General features: G+C 63.1%; 14 protein-coding genes. 5 read left to right on the top strand and 9 right to left on the bottom strand.

The genetic code is table 11. The features are described 5' to 3' along the window. Nucleotides 1–164 precede the first annotated feature (164 nt). Nucleotides 165–3,083, top strand: coding sequence for a chitobiase/beta-hexosaminidase C-terminal domain-containing protein (locus PYR64_RS03415; RefSeq protein ID WP_275778353.1), 2,919 nt, complete (start codon nucleotides 165–167; stop codon nucleotides 3,081–3,083). 125 nt (nucleotides 3,084–3,208) lie between these two features. After that, nucleotides 3,209–5,098 (top strand): HNH endonuclease signature motif containing protein, encoded by a 1,890-nt coding sequence (locus PYR64_RS03410; RefSeq protein WP_275778351.1) that lies wholly within the window; start codon nucleotides 3,209–3,211, stop codon nucleotides 5,096–5,098. On the opposite strand, the gene PYR64_RS03405 is transcribed toward PYR64_RS03410, so the two are convergent. The 3 genes from PYR64_RS03405 to PYR64_RS03395 form a co-directional block, all read right to left on the bottom strand. Further along, nucleotides 5,095–6,120: a Gfo/Idh/MocA family oxidoreductase gene (locus PYR64_RS03405; RefSeq protein ID WP_275778349.1), complete on the bottom strand. Its 1,026-nt coding sequence runs from the start codon at nucleotides 6,118–6,120 to the stop codon at nucleotides 5,095–5,097. The genes PYR64_RS03410 and PYR64_RS03405 overlap by 4 nt on opposite strands. Before the next feature lie 81 nt (nucleotides 6,121–6,201). Beyond that, entirely contained in the window at nucleotides 6,202–7,221 is a 1,020-nt protein-coding gene (locus tag PYR64_RS03400; RefSeq protein WP_039240072.1) for a sugar phosphate isomerase/epimerase, read from the bottom strand. Next, complete coding sequence (locus PYR64_RS03395) at nucleotides 7,218–8,405, bottom strand: Gfo/Idh/MocA family oxidoreductase (RefSeq protein ID WP_179128342.1); 1,188 nt, start codon at nucleotides 8,403–8,405, stop codon at nucleotides 7,218–7,220. Before PYR64_RS03395 ends, PYR64_RS03400 begins: the two co-directional genes overlap by 4 nt. A gap of 158 nt (nucleotides 8,406–8,563) precedes the next feature. Here PYR64_RS03395 and PYR64_RS03390 point away from each other — a divergent pair, with 158 nt between their 5' ends. Beyond that, complete coding sequence (locus PYR64_RS03390; protein ID WP_275778346.1) at nucleotides 8,564–9,580, top strand: LacI family DNA-binding transcriptional regulator; 1,017 nt, start codon at nucleotides 8,564–8,566, stop codon at nucleotides 9,578–9,580. 69 nt (nucleotides 9,581–9,649) lie between these two features. Here the strand turns inward: PYR64_RS03390 and PYR64_RS03385 are convergent, their stop codons facing one another. The 3 genes from PYR64_RS03385 to PYR64_RS03375 all read right to left on the bottom strand — a co-directional run bounded on the left by PYR64_RS03385 (nucleotide 9,650) and on the right by PYR64_RS03375 (nucleotide 12,701). Then, complete coding sequence (locus PYR64_RS03385) at nucleotides 9,650–10,576, bottom strand: ATP-binding cassette domain-containing protein (protein WP_275778344.1); 927 nt, start codon at nucleotides 10,574–10,576, stop codon at nucleotides 9,650–9,652. A gap of 12 nt (nucleotides 10,577–10,588) precedes the next feature. Beyond that, nucleotides 10,589–11,641, bottom strand: coding sequence for an ABC transporter permease (locus tag PYR64_RS03380; RefSeq protein WP_018779626.1), 1,053 nt, complete (start codon nucleotides 11,639–11,641; stop codon nucleotides 10,589–10,591). A 64-nt stretch (nucleotides 11,642–11,705) separates the two neighbouring features. Beyond that, a complete protein-coding gene (locus PYR64_RS03375; protein WP_018779625.1) occupies nucleotides 11,706–12,701 on the bottom strand; it encodes a substrate-binding domain-containing protein in 996 nt (331 codons plus the stop codon). Between the two features lie 319 nt (nucleotides 12,702–13,020). Here PYR64_RS03375 and PYR64_RS03370 point away from each other — a divergent pair, with 319 nt between their 5' ends. Next, nucleotides 13,021–13,761: a GntR family transcriptional regulator gene (locus PYR64_RS03370; protein WP_018779623.1), complete on the top strand. Its 741-nt coding sequence runs from the start codon at nucleotides 13,021–13,023 to the stop codon at nucleotides 13,759–13,761. Nucleotides 13,762–13,779: 18 nt separating this feature from the next. Continuing rightward, nucleotides 13,780–14,673, top strand: a complete 894-nt coding sequence (gene iolB, locus PYR64_RS03365) for a 5-deoxy-glucuronate isomerase (protein WP_189076023.1) — start codon at nucleotides 13,780–13,782, stop codon at nucleotides 14,671–14,673. Between the two features lie 72 nt (nucleotides 14,674–14,745). On the opposite strand, the gene PYR64_RS03360 is transcribed toward iolB, so the two are convergent. From PYR64_RS03360 to PYR64_RS03350, 3 genes are read right to left on the bottom strand one after another with little or no spacing between them, the layout of a single operon-like run. Further along, nucleotides 14,746–15,618, bottom strand: coding sequence for a sugar phosphate isomerase/epimerase (locus PYR64_RS03360; RefSeq protein ID WP_275778338.1), 873 nt, complete (start codon nucleotides 15,616–15,618; stop codon nucleotides 14,746–14,748). Nucleotides 15,619–15,628: 10 nt separating this feature from the next. Further along, on the bottom strand, nucleotides 15,629–16,642 hold the full coding sequence (locus tag PYR64_RS03355) for a Gfo/Idh/MocA family oxidoreductase (RefSeq protein WP_275778336.1): 1,014 nt from the start codon (nucleotides 16,640–16,642) through the stop codon (nucleotides 15,629–15,631). Between the two features lie 60 nt (nucleotides 16,643–16,702). After that, nucleotides 16,703–17,620 (bottom strand): sugar phosphate isomerase/epimerase, encoded by a 918-nt coding sequence (locus tag PYR64_RS03350; protein WP_039240059.1) that lies wholly within the window; start codon nucleotides 17,618–17,620, stop codon nucleotides 16,703–16,705. Nucleotides 17,621–17,624: the final 4 nt, after the last annotated feature.

Raw genomic sequence — 17,624 nt, 5'->3', positions numbered from 1 at the left:
CGGTCTGGACCCTAGCCATGAATTTCCGCGAGGAGTACAGTATCGATCACTGCTCCACTTTCGATCCATGAAAAGTATTTGCAGTACCCAACTGAATTCCGAAATGACGTCGCGGAGGCGTCGTAAGCTTGCCGGCTGGGGGGCCCAACATCTGCTCGAGGAGCATGGTTGTGGACCGTCCAAAATACGCTCGGCGTCATACTCATTCCGCCCTTCTCATTGCCCGTTCCCTTTTCAGGAAAATCCTTGTTTTCCTGCTGGGTTCCTCTGTTGCCTTTTCTGCCCTGACCGTTGGCATCGCGGCGCCTGCCGCTGCTGCGGTCCCGCCGTGCCCGGGCACCGGCGGCGCCATGCAGATAGTGGCCCACACCGATGATGACCTGATTTTCATCAGTCCGGATTTCATGCGTGACATCCAGTCCAAGCGCTGCGTGCAGACCGTGTACGCAACGGCGGGTGAAGCCGGTGAAGGGGCCGCCTATTGGAACAGCCTCGAAGCGGGCATCAGGGCAAGCTACGCGAAAATGGCAGGCGTTGCCGATGCCTGGACCACCTCCGACGCGGGCGTCCCGGGGCGGCCCCTCACCCTTCAGACCTTGAATGCCGCACCCAACATTTCCGTCGTCTTCATGCGGCTTCCGGATGGTTTCCCTGACGGGAAGGGCAGCAGCCGCTATAACGGCCAGAGCATCCTGAAGCTCTGGGACGGCCGGCTCAGTTCCATCCGTCCGGTTGACGGGGCCGCCGCGTTCACCAAGGCGCAATTCCAGACGACGTTGAACCAGCTCGTAACCAATTACCAACCCACCACTTTCCGGACCCAGGATTGGACGGGCAACTACCAGGACCCCTACGACCACAGCGACCACTGGGCCACCGCAAAGTTTGCCCAACTGGCCAGCAGGGCCTACACGGGTCCCCATACGGCGTCTGCATACGACGCCTACGTGATCGATGAGTACGCCCAGAACGTGACGGGCGCGGACCTGACCAACAAAGTCAACACCTTTGTGCGCTTCGCCGATTTCGATAAGTACCTCTGCGACACTCCCTGCCCGGCGCCGCCTTACAGCGACTGGCTCAAACGGCAGTACATCACGGCCATCGAGTGGACGGGCAATGCTGCCAAATCAGCAGGCACAACAGTGAGCGCTTCCTCGCAGAAGGCCTCGGGGCAGAGCCCCGAGAAGGCCCGCGACGGGTACGCATGGGGTACGCCCATGGACGCCAACCGCGAATGGGTCACCAACGGCGGCAAGGCAGGCAGCTGGATCCAGTACAACTTCTCCCCTGCCCGGACCATCAACGCCGTGACGCTTTTTGACCGGCCGATCCTCAGCGACCAGGTAACCGGCGGCAACCTCGCCTTCTCCGACGGCAGCACCGTGCCTGTAGGCGCCCTGCCCAACAACGGTTCGGGGCTCACAGTGAACTTCCCGGCACGGACAGTGAGTTCGGTCCGCTTCAACATCACCTCCGTGAGCGGCTCCACCACGAACGTGGGCTTGTCCGAGTTCGAGGCCTACATCACCGCAGACGTCGTTGCACCCCAAGTGACGGCAACACCTCCCGGCGGCACCTACGACATCGGGCAAAAGGTCACACTCACTGCAAACGAACCCGCGACGATCTACTACACGCTGGACGGGACCACGCCCACCACGGCGAGTGCCAAATATGCCGCGCCTATCACCGTGAATGGTCCGCTGACACTGAAGTACTTCGCGGTGGACGCTGCGAACAATCCGTCGACCGTCATAACGCAGAGCTACTCCACCGGACCTGATGTCACCAAGCCTGTGGTGGCGGCCAATCCGCTGGGCGGCGCCTACGCCCCGGGCACCACCATCTCGCTTACGTCCAACGAGGCAAACTCCGTGATCAAGTACACCAAGGACGGCAGCGATCCCCTCACTGCAGGATTGGTCTACTCCACGCCGATTGTCTTCGCAGGCCCGGATCCGATGACCCTGAAATTCTTCGCCACGGATCCTGCCGGAAACGTGTCCGATGTCGTCACGCAGACCTACAACGTTCCGCCTGACACGCGGGCGCCTGTGGTGACGGCAAACCCAACCAGCCGTGCGCTGGCCAGCGGGGCAACCATCACGCTTTCCGCCGATGAACCAGGCGCAAGCATCTACTACACCACAGACGGCAGCAGCCCCACGGCTACGGAGTCTGCCACCAACTTCAAGTATTCGGCTCCGCTGGTCATGGGGACATCACAGCTGACCCTGAAGTACATCGGTGTGGACGCTGCAGGGAACACCTCACCCATTGGAACCCAGACGTACAGCGTTCCCGCAGCCGGGCCGCCGTCGTCCCATGACTTCAACGGCGACGGCAAGGCCGACGTCTTGTCCTCCGATACTGCCGGCAACCTGTACCTCTACCCGGGCAATGGCGGAGGCGGTCTGGGGCCGCGGCAAACGGCCTTGGCGGCACCTGCATGGTCCACGATCACCGACACCATAACCCCCGGCGACTTCAACCGGGACGGCAAACCGGACCTGCTGGCCCGTGCAGGTGACGTCCTGTGGTTCTACCCGGGCGACGGCGCCGGCAGCTTCGGCGCCAGGGTCCAGGTGAGCACCGGATGGAGCACCATGAGCCAGTTGTTCTCCCCGGGCGACTTCAGTGGCGACGGAATCCCTGACCTGATCGCCAGGCGGAGCACCGGCGATCTGCGCCTTTACGAAGGCAACGGCAGCGGCGGGCTCCGGACGCCAATCACGATTGGAACCGGCTGGAATGTTATGAATGCAATTCTGAGCACCGGGGACTTTAATGGAGATGGTACGGGAGACGTGCTGGCCAGGCGTTCGGATACTGGCGCCCTCTGGCTCTACCCCGGCGATGGAACCCGCGGATGGCTCGCATGGAAGCAAATCTCCGCGGGTTGGGACAACCGAACATCGATCGCAGGCCCCCGGGACCTCGACGGCGATAACAAGAACGACGTCATCGGCCGCATCGGAGACACCCTGTGGCTCTACCCAGGCAGCGGCAACGGGACTCTCAGCAACGTCCCGCCCACTAGCCTCGGCACCGGTTGGCAGGCCATGAAGATCATCGGCTAGCCAACCCCCTGGACCTGGCGCGGGTCGGAGTTTTCCCCCAGACTCTTCGGCCCGCGTCAGCCATGTCCGGAGCCTGTCCGGGGTGGGCTGCTAAAAATGTCAGACCCTCCTGGCAGGGTTGATGCATGGGAAGCATTGGGGATGTTTTGGCGCGGCGGGCAGGTTCGCCCGGCGCCAAAGTCCTGCCCCGACGCGTCCGTCACAGCGAGAAAACCGGTTCGACGGCGTCACTCGCCGCCGCGCTCACCGGCAGCGACCCTGGCGCGCGGCCAACCGCCGGTATGTCATTTGAGGGCCGCGCCGGAGCTGCAGGACTCGCCGAATCGCTGGCATTGGGTGCTGCAGCAGTGGCAGCTGTGCGTTCACTCGCGGCCGAGGAGACACGGCTGTTTGACTTCACGGAAGCCGCAGATTTCGCAGGATCGGTCGAAGAGATTTCCCGGGCCCTTGAGTACCTCCAGGTCGTTGCGGCGCAGACTGTGGAGCGGACCCGGACGGAGGCGCAGCGTGCGGTGCCGGCACAGCAGCCTGGACAGTCCCCGGCGTCCGGCGCGCAGGAATGGCGGACGGGGTGGACAGAACCAGCCGGTGAGTCAGAAGGTGGCGGTGGATCCGGTGGTGGTACGGGTGAAGCAGCCCCCGGAAGCACCGTCAAAGCGGATGGTGCTGGTGGTGGCAGTGTTTTGGATGATGGGTACCGGAACGCAGCGGAGTTCCTGCGGGCCCGGTTGAGGATCGGGATCGGCGAAGCACGGCGCAGGCTCGCCCTCGCGAACGATGTCCTGCCCGGGGCCGGAATAACCGGCCAGGAAATCCCGGCCCGTCGTCAAAGACTCGCCGACGCCCTCCACACCGGACAGGTCCCGTCCCGGTCCGCGACGATCATCAGCAACGCCCTGGACAAAGCCCAACACTTCACCGCCCCGGACACCCTCACCGGCATGGAACACGCCCTCACCACCACCGCCACACAATCCGACCCCGACTTCGTCACCACAATGGCCAACCGCTGGATCGACCACATCGACCAAAACGGCCCCGAACCCACCGAAGAAGCCCTCCACCACGTCCAAGGCGCGTTCCTACGACGCCGACGCCGCCACGGACTCCACCACCTGGAAATCTTCGCCACCACCGAACAATACGAAACCCTCACCACCGCCATGAACGCCGCCACCAACCCACGACTCACCAACACCACCGGCCCTGACCAAGGCACTGTCCAAGGCACGGTTCAGGGCACGGCCCTAGGCGCTGACCACGGCACGGCGACCGCGTCGGCACCGGATGCGGGTGTTCCGAACGGTGCGGTCCCCGGGCTGGACCGGCGCTCCCGCGCCCAGAAACTCCTCGACGGCCTCGTCGGCGCCTGCGCCGTGGCCATGACCACCGGGAAACTGCCCAGCAACGGCGGACTCCGACCCCAACTCACCGTCACCATCGACCACCACGAACTCTTCCAACAACTCACCCACACCACCACGAGCGCCACAAAAGAAACCAACACCCCGAAGCAGCCCAACGCGACACATCAGCCGGGCCCCCGGAACACTGTCAGTACCGGCACCGCGACCTTCACCGGCCCGATCCACCCCAACACCATCCGCAAAATAGCCTGCGACGCCGACATCCTGCCCGTCCTGCTCGGCACCGACTCCCAAATACTCGACATCGGCCGCACCACCCGGATCTTCCCACCCCACATCCGCAAAGCCATCACCGCCCGCGACGGCGGCTGCGCGTTCCCCGACTGCACCCTCCCCGCACCCTGGTGCGAAGCCCACCACATCACCTACTGGTCACAAGGCGGCACCACAGGAACAAACAACGCCACCCTGCTCTGCTCCCACCACCACCACCTCATCCACAAAGAACACTGGCGCATCACCATCCAAAACGGCGTCCCCTGGTTCATCCCCCCACCCCACATCGACCCCCACCAAACACCCCGACGCAACCACCACCACACACCACCCAAAACAAGACACCGGGCGAAGCAGACACGTCTCAGTTAGGCAGAAACCCTGACCGGCGCACCCGTCTCCAGGGACTCCTGTGCTGCATCCGCCACCTTGGAAGCAGCCACAGCGTCCTCCGGCGTGCAGGGATTCTTCCGCTGCCCGCGCACCAGTTCAACAAACGCAGCCATCTCCGAGCGATACGCCTGATCAAACCGCTCCGCAAAAGTCAGATGAGGAGTGCCCGTGGGAAACGCGACGCCGGGTTCGGCGGACTGCATGGCCATGTGCTCGTCCATCCCAACCAGGACGGAGCCATTGGAGCCTTGGAGTTCCAGCCGGACATCATGGCCGGCCCCGTTGTAACGGCTGGCCGAGACCGTACCTACCGTGCCGTCGTCGAACGTCACCACCGCCAAGGCAGTGTCAACGTCGCCAACCTCACCAATTGCCGGATCGCCGTTGTTGGAGCCTTTGGCAAAGACCTCCACGATTTCCTTGCCGGTGAGCCAGCGGAGGATGTCGAAGTCGTGGACGGAGCAGTCCCGGAACAAGCCACCCGAGGTGGCGAGGAACTGGACCGGCGGCGGGGTCATGTCGCAGGTGACTGCCCGAAGCGAATGGATCCAGCCAAGCTCTCCGGCTTCGTAGGCCCGTTTTGCCTCGAGGTAACCCGCATCGAAACGACGCTGGTGCCCGATCTGCACCACGCCGTTCTTCTCCCGGATATAGTCCAGGACCAGGAGGGATTCCGGAACGTTCACGCCCACAGGCTTTTCCCAGAACACAGGGATCCCGGCATCGATACCGGCACGGATGAGCTCCGGGTGGGTTGCCGTGCCTGTGGCTATGACCAGACCGTCCACCCCGGAGGCAATCAATTCCTCCACAGAGCCCAGGAAGTCGGCGCCGACAGAGCCGGCCACCGCGCGTGCATGCTCCTCCGCGACGTCTGTCAGCTTCAGTCGTACCTTCACACCGTCCTGCGCCATGGTGCCGTTCAGCGCGCTGATGTTATTCGCATGCATCACACCGATCCGGCCAACGCCTACCAGTCCGAGGGTCACTTCGTTCGTCATGTTCTGTCTCCGTCACTGCAGCAGAAAGCGGTCTCGGGGCGAGAATCCTGAAGCGAGACTAGACCTTGTTAGTTTGTCCTGTCAAACTTTTTGCTTCAATGACTCCTCCAGTGCAGCATCCGCATCCAACAGGACCTTCGCCGCGACCTCCAGCCCTTCGATGCGCCCCAGGGACACGTCTTCATGCTCGATGTTCACCAGCATGTCCGGGTCCACGTCATGCAGCGCCCGGAGGAATTCGGTCCAAAAGGCGGTGTCGTGCCCACGACCCAGGGCAACGAAGTCCCACGCCGAGTTCTTGGGCCACTCATTGGCCCACTCATCGCCGCCAAGGTTGGTGCGATTCTCGTCGGCTGAGAGTCTGCGGAAGCTGTTGTCCAGCACACCGTAGAGCGCGGCATTTTCCTGGTTGACGCGCACGTCCTTTGCGGCCGCCTGGAACACCAACGGGCCAAGCTCCCGGACCACGGCCACCGGATCCATCTGCTGCCAGAACAGGTGGGAAGCGTCGAGCTCCACGCCCACATGGGTGGCGCCGGTGAGCTCGATCAGCTTGTAGACGTCGGCGGTGTTGAACACGATGTTCTGCGGATGCAGCTCCAAAGCCACCTTGACACCGTGATCGGCAGCGAGGCGATCGGTTTCCTTCCAGAAATCCGCAGCCACGCCCCATTGGTAATCCAGCACATCCAGTGCGGCCGAGTTCCAGGCGTTGACCACCCAATTGACGGTACTCGCGCCAGGCTCACCACCGGGAAGGCCGGACATTGTGACCACCCGGTTCTGGCCCAGGCGGCTCGCCAAGCGGATCGAGCGCCGAATGTCCTCCGCGTGCTTTTCACCGATCTCGCGTTTGGGGTGCAGGGGGTTGCCGTTGCAGTTCAAGCCTGCAATGGACACGCCAGTGCCCTCGAAGACCGCGAGGTAGTCATCACGGGCTGCGTCGCTTTCCAGAATCTGGTCAAAGGTAGGCACGTGCACAGCGGGCAGGAAGCCGCCCGTGTTGATCTCGATCCCCGTGAGCCCAAGGTCGGCAATGACTTTCAACGCTTCGGGCAGGGGGCGGTCGTGCAGGATCGCGTTGTAGACGCCGAGCTTCATAGCGTGATCTTCTTTCCGTTGTTGAGAGCGGAGTCGGTGACGGCGCCAAGGAGCTCCATATTGCGGACACCTTCATCGAACGTTGCACAGCGGGGCAGGGAGGACTCCGCGCTGAGGCCGGCAACCTCTTCCAGGAAGGCCCGCGCCTGGTAGCCGAACGCGTCGTTCTGGCCGAAACCAACCTCGGGCGCATCCATGGCAAGGCCTCCGGCGATGTAGGGGTGGCCCGGGCCAAGGATGACTTGGCGGTAGCCGTTCTCATTCCCGGATCCATCGTTCAGGAACAACTGGATCTCTGAAGGCCTGCGCTGGTCGAACTTGGCTGCGCCGTTCTCGCAAAAGACTTCAAATTGCAGGCTGTTGGCGTGGCCTGCCGCCACACGTGAGACTTCGAAGCTGCCGGCACCGTTGGTGAACTCAGCGTTGAAAGCGGCGTAGTCGTCATTCTCCACGGCTTCAAATACGTCACTGACAGCAACATGGTCATGGCCCATCACGGCGCTGAGCGGCAGGGGACGCTTGTCGATCGCCGTCGTCAGTCGCCCGCCGCTGATGGATTTGATGTCGCCACAGAGGAATTCGGAGACGTATGTCAGGTGGCTTCCGACGTCGGCCAGCGCACCTGATCCGGGCCCGCCCTTGTAGCGCCAGCTCATGGGCGCGGCGGGGCTGAAGCCGTAATCCGTCCAGTATCGGCCACTGAAGTGGAGCACATTGCCAAGCGTTCCATTGCGGATCAGGTCGCGAATGTAGGCGATGCCAGGGGTGCGGCGGAATGTGAAACCGATGCGGGCAAGGGTTCCGCGGGCTTCCGCTGCCCGGGCGGCGTCGGCCATGGCCCGTGCGTCGTCCAAGGTATCGCTGAGCGGCTTTTCGCATAGGACATGCTTGCCGGCGGCCAACAACCCTTCGACCACTTCGCGGTGCAGGGAGTTGGCGATGACCACGCTGACCACATCGATGTCGTCAGCTTCGGCAATGGCCTGCCAGGAGGTGTCGTTGCGCTCGTACCCGAAACGGCGTGCTGCCAGTGAGCCGAATTCAGCATTGACGTCGCCGATCGAGACGAGGCGGACCGGTGGCAGCACCGGGCTGTAGAGGGCGGATGCGGTCCGGTAAGCGGCAGCGTGGGCCTTGCCGGCCATGCCCGCACCGATGACGGCGACGCCGAGGCTTTCAGCCATGATTTCTCCTTCGAAATTTCGCCTGCGCCCGAGGCGCTTTACGGCATTTTGTAGCGCTACAATTTTTACGCTGGATTTGATCGTAACTATGTCTATATGTCCTGTCAATCATTAACCGACTATCCTCGAAGACAGAACGAAAGGCATCCAGGAATCCCGTGACAAGCCCCGGAACACAGAACAGTCCCCTGGCCCGTCGGCCAACGCTCTACGACGTCGCTACCCAGGCGGGAGTCTCGCCGTCGTTGGTTTCCTTGTTCCTTAAGGATCCTGCACGCATCAGCGAAAAGCGCCGGGGCGCTGTGCAGAAGGCCATCTCGGAGCTCGGCTACCGGCCCAGCCGGGCCGCCACCACCCTGGCGAGCAGCAAGACCAAGAGCATCGGCCTGGTCATCGACGACTACCGGAACCTTTGGTTCGTGGATCTTCTCCGCGGCATGGAGTCCGTCCTTTCCGATCTGGGCTACCAAGTGATGCTCGCGGACTCCAGGCCAGGCGAGAACCGCATCAAGGAAGCCACCGACGGCCTGCTTGCCATGCATGTCGATGCCCTGGCACTCGCGGCCGAGCCCAGCGAAGCCATGTTGTCCGGAACCTGGGTTCCCACCGTGGTGGCAGGCTGGCGCAAAGGCATCCCGGAAGGCGCGGACCTGATCACCAACGACGACGACACCGGCGGCCGCCTGGCCGCCAACCATTTGCTGGAACTGGGCCACGTCCGCATCGGTCACCTCTCAGGTTCCGACGGCGCCTCCGCACACCGGCGGGCCGGCTTCCTGCGCGCTGTGGAGACTGCCGGCGTCGGGTCTGTTGTCAGTGAGTCCGTCGGTACGTCGGAGGAAGACGGCTACGCTGCGACCGTGTGGCTCCTGGAGCACCACCCGGACACCACCGCAGTCTTCGCAGCCAACGACACCATGGCCCTGGGCGCCTTCGCCGCCCTCAAGGCCCGTGGCTTGTCCGTGCCGGATGATGTTTCGGTGATTGGCTACGACAACTCCCCCTTGGCGAAGTCGCGCTATCTGGACCTGACCTCCATCGACAACCGGAGCGATCTGGTCGGAGTGGACACCGCCCGCAGACTGCTCGCACGGATCGAGGACCCCGCGCTCCTCCCCGAGCGGAAGCTTATTGAACCCGCCCTGGTACTGCGCGGCACAACGTCCACGCGCTGAGGCCCTGCTGCTGAAATAACTCTGCCCGGAACCGTTGCAGGCTCCGGGCAGAATTCCATGAAGGGCTGCCTAGTGGCGCTTGGGGGCGGCCTCCGTCGTGGCCTCGGCGACATCCGCTACCTCGGCTTTGACTTCCTCGAGCGCCGCGGAGTGTCCGCCAAGCTGCTCCAGCTCATGGGCCAGCTCAGCCAACTCCGCGCCACCAGCCATCTGGGCTGTCAGTTCATCCAGGGTGATGTCCTTCTTGTCGTGGTAGCCGATCGACTTGCCGCGCTTGAGCAGCAGGAACCGGTCACCGACGGGGAAGGCGTGGTGCGGGTTGTGGGTAATGAAGATGACGCCCAGGCCCCGGTCGCGTGCCTGCAGGATGTAGCGAAGTACGACGCCGGACTGCTTGACTCCCAGCGCTGCTGTCGGTTCGTCCAGGATCAGGACCTTGGCGCCGAAGTACACAGCACGGGCAATTGCCACACACTGGCGCTCACCACCGGAAAGCTGGCCGATGGGCTGCTCGACATCGCGCAGGTCGATGCCCATGTCGGCGAGTTCCTTCCTGGTGATGTCCTTCATCTTCTGGACATCCATGCTCTTGAACGGACCGAAACCGCTGGTGAGTTCGGAGCCGAGGAAGAAGTTCCGCCAGATGGGCATCAGCGGGACCACGGCGAGGTCCTGGTAGACGGTGGCGATGCCGGCGTCGAGGGCGTCACGGGGTGAGTTGAACTTCCGCTCGTCACCCATCACCTGAAGTGTGCCCTCGTCGTGCTGGTGCAAACCAGCGATGATCTTGATCAGCGTGGACTTGCCGGCGCCGTTGTCGCCCAGGACGCAGGTGACGCGGCCGTTGTCCACGGCCATGGTGACATCGCGCAGGGCGATGATGTTGCCGTAGTGCTTGCCTATGCCATCGAGTGAGAGCAGGTGCACCGGTGTGTGCGTCAAAGGGTCCTTCTCGTCTTTCAGCAGGGTTTGCTGGTCAATCTGTTGTGCGTTCATGGTTCCGGCCCCTTACTTCAGCTCTGCCCGGCGTTTGACGATGAGGTTGACGATGGTTGCCAGCAGGAGCATCAAGCCAAGGAAGAACTTGAACCAGTCCGGATTCCATTGTGCGTACACGATGCCCTTGTTGGCCATGCCAAAGATGAAGGCACCGATGGCGCCGCCCACTGCTGAGCCGTAGCCGCCGGTGAGGAGGCAGCCACCAATGACTGCGGCGATGATGTAGAGGAACTCGTTGCCGACACCTTCACCGGACTGCACGGCGTCGAAGGCGAAGAGGTTGTGCATGCCCAGGATCCAGCCGCAGAAACCCACAGCCATGAACAGGCCGATCTTGGTCTTGGTCACCGGGACACCTACGGCCCGGGCAGCATTGGCGTCACCGCCCACTGCGAAGATCCAGTTGCCGACCTTCGTGCGCAGGAGCACCCAGGATGCGATCAGGACAAGGACGATCCAGAAGAAGACGGTGATCTTCACTTCCACTCCGCCAATGCTGACGGAGGACGCGAAAACCGCACGTGCTGATTCGAAGCCGTCAAGCTTGGAGATGGACGGGGAGGAAACACTGCCGCCGATCAGGCGGGTCAGCGCCAGGTTGAGGCCGGTGAGCATCAGGAACGTGGCCAGGGTGACGATGAAGCTTGGCAGCTTGGTCTTGACCAGGATCCAGCCGTTGATGAATCCGATGCCCAGCGAGACCACCAGGGCCAAGCCCACACCAACCCAGGCGTTCAACGAGAAGTTCCAGCTGAACAGCGAGGCGGTCAGCGCTGACGAGATCACGGCCACGCCGGTGGAAAGGTCGAACTCGCCTCCGATCATCAGCAGCGACACGCCCACGGCCATGATGCCGATGGTCGAAGAACCGTAAAGGACGGTGGCGAGGGCGTTCGGTTGGGTGAACGTCTGCGACACCGAGGCGAAGAAGATAAAGAGGACCACGGCACCAACGAGGGCACCAACCTCGGGCCTGGCGAGGAATTTCTGGAAGGGGTTGCGGCGGCCGACCCGTTCATCACCAGGCGATGTCGCCGGCGGCAGGGTTGCTGTGTTTGCCATGGGAGTGACTCCTTGTTGTCCAGGCTGCGCGGCGGTTGCCCGCCGCGCAGCCTGATGCCGGGATCTAGCGGACGCCCTGCTGGGCGAATTTGAGGACGTCGGAAGCGTTGGACTTGTCCACGATGGTTGGTCCGGTCAGGACCGGCTGGCCGCCACCGATCTTGAAGCCGCCGCGCTTTGCCTGCCACAGGGAATCCACGGACATGTAGCCCTGAAGCCACGGCTGCTGGTCAACAGTGAAAATGACTGCTCCGTCAACGATCTTCTGGGCGAGGTCGGCGTTGAGGTCGAAGCTGGCCACCTTGGACGAGCTTCCAGCGTCGGTAACAGACTTGAGCAGGGTCAGCGTGATCGGGGCACCGAGCCCGATGATCACATCCGCGTCCTTGGCCGCCTGGAGTTTGGCAGTGGCAGTGGACTGGACGGCTGTCATGTCCTTGCCGTCAACATAGAGGATCTCCGTTGCGGGAACCTTGGCCTTGACGCCGGCGCAACGGGCTTCCAAACCTACGTGGCCCTGCTGCTGGATGACGCAGACGGGGTGCTTGTAACCTTCGGCCGCGAGCCTGGTACCGACGGCCTCGCCGGCCAGTTGCTCGTTGGAACCGAAGTGGGTGAAGGCGCCGAGCTGGGCCGAGACGGATTCGCCGGCATTGAGGCTGACCACCGGGATACCTGCATCGGTGGCCTTCTTCAGTACATCCTTCAGGGCGTCCGGGGTCGCCAGCGTTACGGCGATGCCGTCCACCTTCTGGTCAATGGCCTGCTGGACCAGCTGCGCCTGGCGGCCGGCTTCGGGGTCGCTGGTGTACAGCAACTCGACATTGTCCTTCGCCGATGCTTCCTCCGCACCCTTGCGGACGATGTCCCAGAAGGTGTCACCGGCAGCGGCGTGCGTAATCAGGGCAACTTTGATGCGATCAGTGCCGGCCACCTGGCCGGCGGCTGCTCCCCCACCGGAATCTGCCGGCTTGCCACCCTGGCTCGAACAAGCGCTCAGTGCCACCAAGGGAACCACTGCAGCGACGACCGCCGCTTTGCGCCATGAGAATTTTGCCACCGTTATCTCCTTTGATTTCAGGTTGAGGGGTCCGAAGACTCGTATCCGGATCTCCCCACTACACCGATCATGGTGACTCGCCTCACACTTTGTCAATAGTTTGTCCTGACATTAGGATGTTTTTACTTGACCTCCTCGTGTAGACGACAAAGAACGTCCCGCGTGGGGCGATGACCTTGACGGCCATAACCCGGCTGCTATCATCAAAAAAGGCAGTATGTCCTATCAAGAGAACATGACCGGACATACGCTTCCATCCGGCAGAGGAGCCACATCCTGCTTCCCTGGCCGGTCTTCAGCAGGCGTCTAGGAGAATCCAGTGGCGAACCAACTCAGTCTCAGCATCGATCGTTCGTCTCCAGTGCCCCTCTACCACCAAGTGGTCCAGGGCATCGAGGCCGCGATCCACAGCGGCATCCTGGAACCCGGGAGCCGCTTGGACAACGAGATCGACCTCGCGGCACAACTCAACCTGTCCCGGCCCACCATGCGCAAGGCAATGGATGAGCTCGTCCGCGCCGGTCTCCTGGTTCGCAAACGCGGGGTGGGAACACAGGTGGTAGCCAGCCAGGTCCGCCGGCCGCTGGAACTCTCCAGCCTCTACGACGACCTCAGCAACAACGGCAAGAAGCCCACCACCGAAGTCCTGAGCTTCTCCCACGTCGAAGCCGACGCGCTCACGCTCACAGCCCTCCAATTGCCCGCCGGCTCCAAGGTCTACCACTTCACGCGCTTGCGCAAAGTGGGCGGCAAGCCGCTGGCGCTCATGGAGAACTGGGTCCGCGATGACATCACCAGCATGGATGAAGCCCAGCTTTCCAAGGAGGGCCTTTACGCCATCCTCCGCCGTGGTGGCGTCAACTTCAGGCTCGCATCGCAGCGCATCGGCGCCATGATTGCCAACGACTACCAGGCTCCCCTGCTCGAAGCAGAGGTGGGTTCAGCCCTGGTCACCATGGAACGCACTGCCGTGGACGACACCGGCCGCATGGTGGAAACCGGTCACCACGTCTACCGAGCCGACTCCTACAGCTTTGAAATGACACTCGTACAGCGCTAAAGCAAGGACAGATTACATATGGCCAACTGGGTCTACCCGCTGGGAACAGCCAATGACGGCAAGTGGGACATCTCCCTGGGCACGTCAGATTCCAACCTCGCCGTCGACGGTTGGGCCCACACGGGACTGAAGGTGGCGACGCTCGCCGCCGGGGCCGCCGTCGAACTTCCCGCAGCCGCGGAAGAACGCATAGTGGTGCCGCTGAGCGGCTCGTTCACCGTAACGGTCGACGACGGCGAGTACGTCCTCGCCGGGCGGCAGTCCGTTTTCCACGGGCCCAGCGACGTCCTGTACACGGGTATCGACAAGGCAGTCACCATCAGTTCGAACGACGGCGGCAGGGTCGCCATTGCGACCGCCCCGGCCAAGGCCGCGTACCCGACCCGGTTGATCACCGCAGCCGAGACCCCCGTGGAACTTCGCGGTGCCGGTAACTGCTCGCGGCAGGTGCACAACTTCGGTACGCCCGCCGCACTGGAAGCGGACCGTTTCATCGTCTGCGAAGTCATCACCCCGGCCGGCAACTGGTCGTCCTACCCTCCTCACAAGCACGATGAGGAGAAGGACGGCGAGACCAGCCTTGAAGAGATCTACTACTTCGAGACCCGGGTAGCTGCCGGTTCGCCCGCGCCTGAAGACGCCGACGCGTTCGGCCACGCGCGCGTGTACGCCTCCGACGAGCGCCCCATCGATGTCTCAGCCGAGGTCCGCACTGGCGACGTAGTGCTGGTGCCGTATGGCTGGCACGGACCTGCCATGGCGGCGCCGGGCTACGACCTGTACTACCTCAATGTCATGGCCGGTCCTGGCCGCGTGCGCGACTGGCTCATCAGCGACGACCCCCACCACGGCTGGATCCGCCGGACCTGGGAAGGCCAGGACATCGATCCCAGGCTCCCGTTCACGGCCTAACCGGCTGAGTTTTTGTACAGCTAATGCCCCCAAGACGCGGTCTTGGGGGCATTAGCTGTACGAAAACTCGCGTTACTTGGCCTGGGCGACGTAGTCGTTCATCGTCTTGAGCTGGTAGCGGGACACGTCTTCCGCGTTCTCATCCTCGGCGAAGACCGAAGAAACCATCACGGTGTTCGCCTTGTCCAGGAAGCCGATTTCTTTCAGCCCGCCAAAGAACTCGTCCCAGTTGACGTCCCCGTCGCCGATCTTCAGGTGCTGGTGGACGCGTACGGCGTTGCCGGGCGGGTTGGTGATGTAGCGCAGGCCGTGGGACGCGTGATGGTTCATGGTGTCCGAGACGTGGACCAGCCGCAGCTTGTCCCCGGCCGCCCGCATGATCTCCAAGGGTTGGTTCCCCATGTGGAACGTGTGCGAAGCGACATAGACCATGCCGATATTCGGCGAGTTGACGCCGCGGATCACGCGCAGGGCAGCAAGCCCGTCTTCAACGAAGTCGTCCGGGTGCGGGTCAATCAGCACGTCCAGATCTTCGCGTTCGATGATGGGCAGGAGCTCTTCCATGGAGCGGTAGAACGCCCGCTCCGACTCTTCGGCCTTCTCGGGACGGCCGCTGAACTCCGTGTTCATGGTCTGCACCCCAAGGTCCACGGCAATCTGGATGGCGCGCTTCCAGTAGCGGACCGCGGCTTCCCGCGCATCCTCGTCCGGACCGGACCAGCGCAGGACCGGCAGGACCGAGGCGATCTCGACGCTGGCGTCCTTGCACGCTGCTTTCAGCTTCCCCACCAGCTCGTCGTCTGCCTTGGGGTGGTTGAAGAACGGGATGAGGTCCGCGTGCGGGGTCATCTGCAGGTACTTGTAGCCCAGGTCCGCGGCCACACGCGGGAACTCCAGCAGGCTGTGACTGTGGTGGAACGGGGTGGGATCCAGTGCGATCTTCATGCTCAATCCCCTACCTGTACAGGTCCGGCTTGGTGTTCAGCTGGACTTTGACCTTCTCGCCGGACTTCTGAGCCTCGACGCCTGCCTCGCAGCAAGCCGCGGTGGCGTAACCGTCCCAAGCGGTGGGCCCGCCGATTTCGCCACGAAGGGCGGCGTCCACCCAAGCCTGCACCTCGACGTCGTACGCCGCTCCGAAACGCTCCTCAAAGCCAGGGGTGACGTTGCCGCCCCACTTGCCCGCGGACTGGATGTAGGGGCCGGAGTCCCCGCCGATGCTCACGATCCCGTCCTCGAAGGAAGCCTGCGTGGCCACCTGGTAGCCGAACTTGGCGTTGACGTAGATTTCGACGTCGGCCAGCACACCTGATTCGGTTTCCAGCAACACGTGCTGGGGATCGTGCTGGCCATTCGGGGCGTTACGCGTCGCCTTGCCCAGGCGGACCTGCACGGAGGTGATTTCCTCACCGGTGAAGTAGCGGATCGCGTCAAATTCGTGGACCACGGAGTCGTTGATCAGCATCTCGTTGGTGAAGCCCTCGGGCGTTGTCGGGTTGCGGTGCTGGTGGTGCAGCATCAACAGCTCCCCCAATTCGCTGTTGCGGATGACCGAACCGAGCGCCGCATACTCGGCGTCGAAGCGGCGCATGAAGCCCACCTGGATCCGCTTGTGGCCGAGCGCCTGCTCGGCCTGAACAACCTTCCAGGCGCTTTCAGCGTCAGGGGTCAGCGGCTTCTCGCAAAGAATCGGGAAGTCTTTTTCGAGCGCCTTGTAGAGGATTTCCTCGTGGAGGAATCCCGGGGTGGCAATGAGGACGGCGTTCACGTCACCGTTGTTGAGGGCCTCGTCGGCGCTGGCCAGCGCCACGGCGCCGTCGATGCCTTCAATGGCGGCTTGCGCGCGGGCGAGGTCGACGTCGACAACGGCGGCAACTTCAGCGCCGTGGATGCGGGTGCTGAGTCGCTTGATGTGGTCCGCACCCATGCGGCCCGCACCGATGACGGCAACGCGGAGAGTCTTGGTCACTGTTCTTATCCTTCGTGAGGTTCTTGTGGGGGTGCTGTTGGCAGGCGTTACTGGACTGCGTTACTCAACGCGGGTACGGGATCCGCAGGAAAGCAGATAGTTGCGGGTCCGCTTGGCGATGGGCATCGGCACATCGAATGCCACCGGGTACATGTCCTGCTCCACGATGCCGAAAATGGGGCGGTTGAGCGCCTCCACGGCGTCGATGACGGCGCGCAGGTCCGGGAGTCCGTTCGGCGGCTCGGTCATCACGCCGGCAATGTTGGCAGCTGCCCACGTCATGTTCTTCTCGTTGACCTCGGCAAGGACCTCGGGGTTGATCTGCTTGAGGTGCAGGTAGCCGATGCGGTCCGGATAGTTTTTGATGAGTTCCAGGCTGGAAGCGCCGCAGTATTCCGCGTGGCCCGTGTCCAGGCAAAGGTTCAAGTACCGCGGATCCGTCGCCGCCAGCAGGGTTTCGATGTCCTGCTGCGCACCGACGTGCGAATCGGCGTGCGAGTGGAACTGCTGGTGCAGCCCGAAGTCCTCCAGCAGGACCTTGCCCATGCGGTTGTGGCCTGCGAAGAGGTCCGCCCACTGCTCATCCGTCAGGTTACCGTTTTCCACGGCCTCGCCTGTGACATCGTCCCGCCACATCGCGGGGATGACCACCACGTGTTCACCGCCCATGGCTGCCGTCAGTTCGGCAACCTTGCGCGCCGGTTCCCACGCCTCGTCGTACTGCTTGGCCCCGCGGTGGAAAGCCGTGAAGACCGTTCCCGCAGTGACCTTGAGGTCGCGCTGCTTGAGCTCTTCAGCCAAGCGTGCGGGGTCGTTCGGCAGGTAGCCGTACGGGCCCAGTTCGATCCACTTGTAGCCGGACTCCGCAACCTCGTCCAGGAAGCGTTCCCACGGGGTCTGTTGGGGATCATCCGCGAACCATACGCCCCAGGAGTCAGGGGCGGTGCCGATGATCAGCTTGTTCTCAACATCAGTCATGACA

The organism is Paenarthrobacter sp. Y-19 (assembly GCF_029223985.1).
In the GTDB taxonomy this organism is placed as follows: Bacteria; Actinomycetota; Actinomycetes; order Actinomycetales; family Micrococcaceae; genus Arthrobacter; species Arthrobacter nicotinovorans.
Note: the sequence above shows the minus strand (reverse complement) of the source record. Positions and strands in the feature narration are given on the sequence as shown.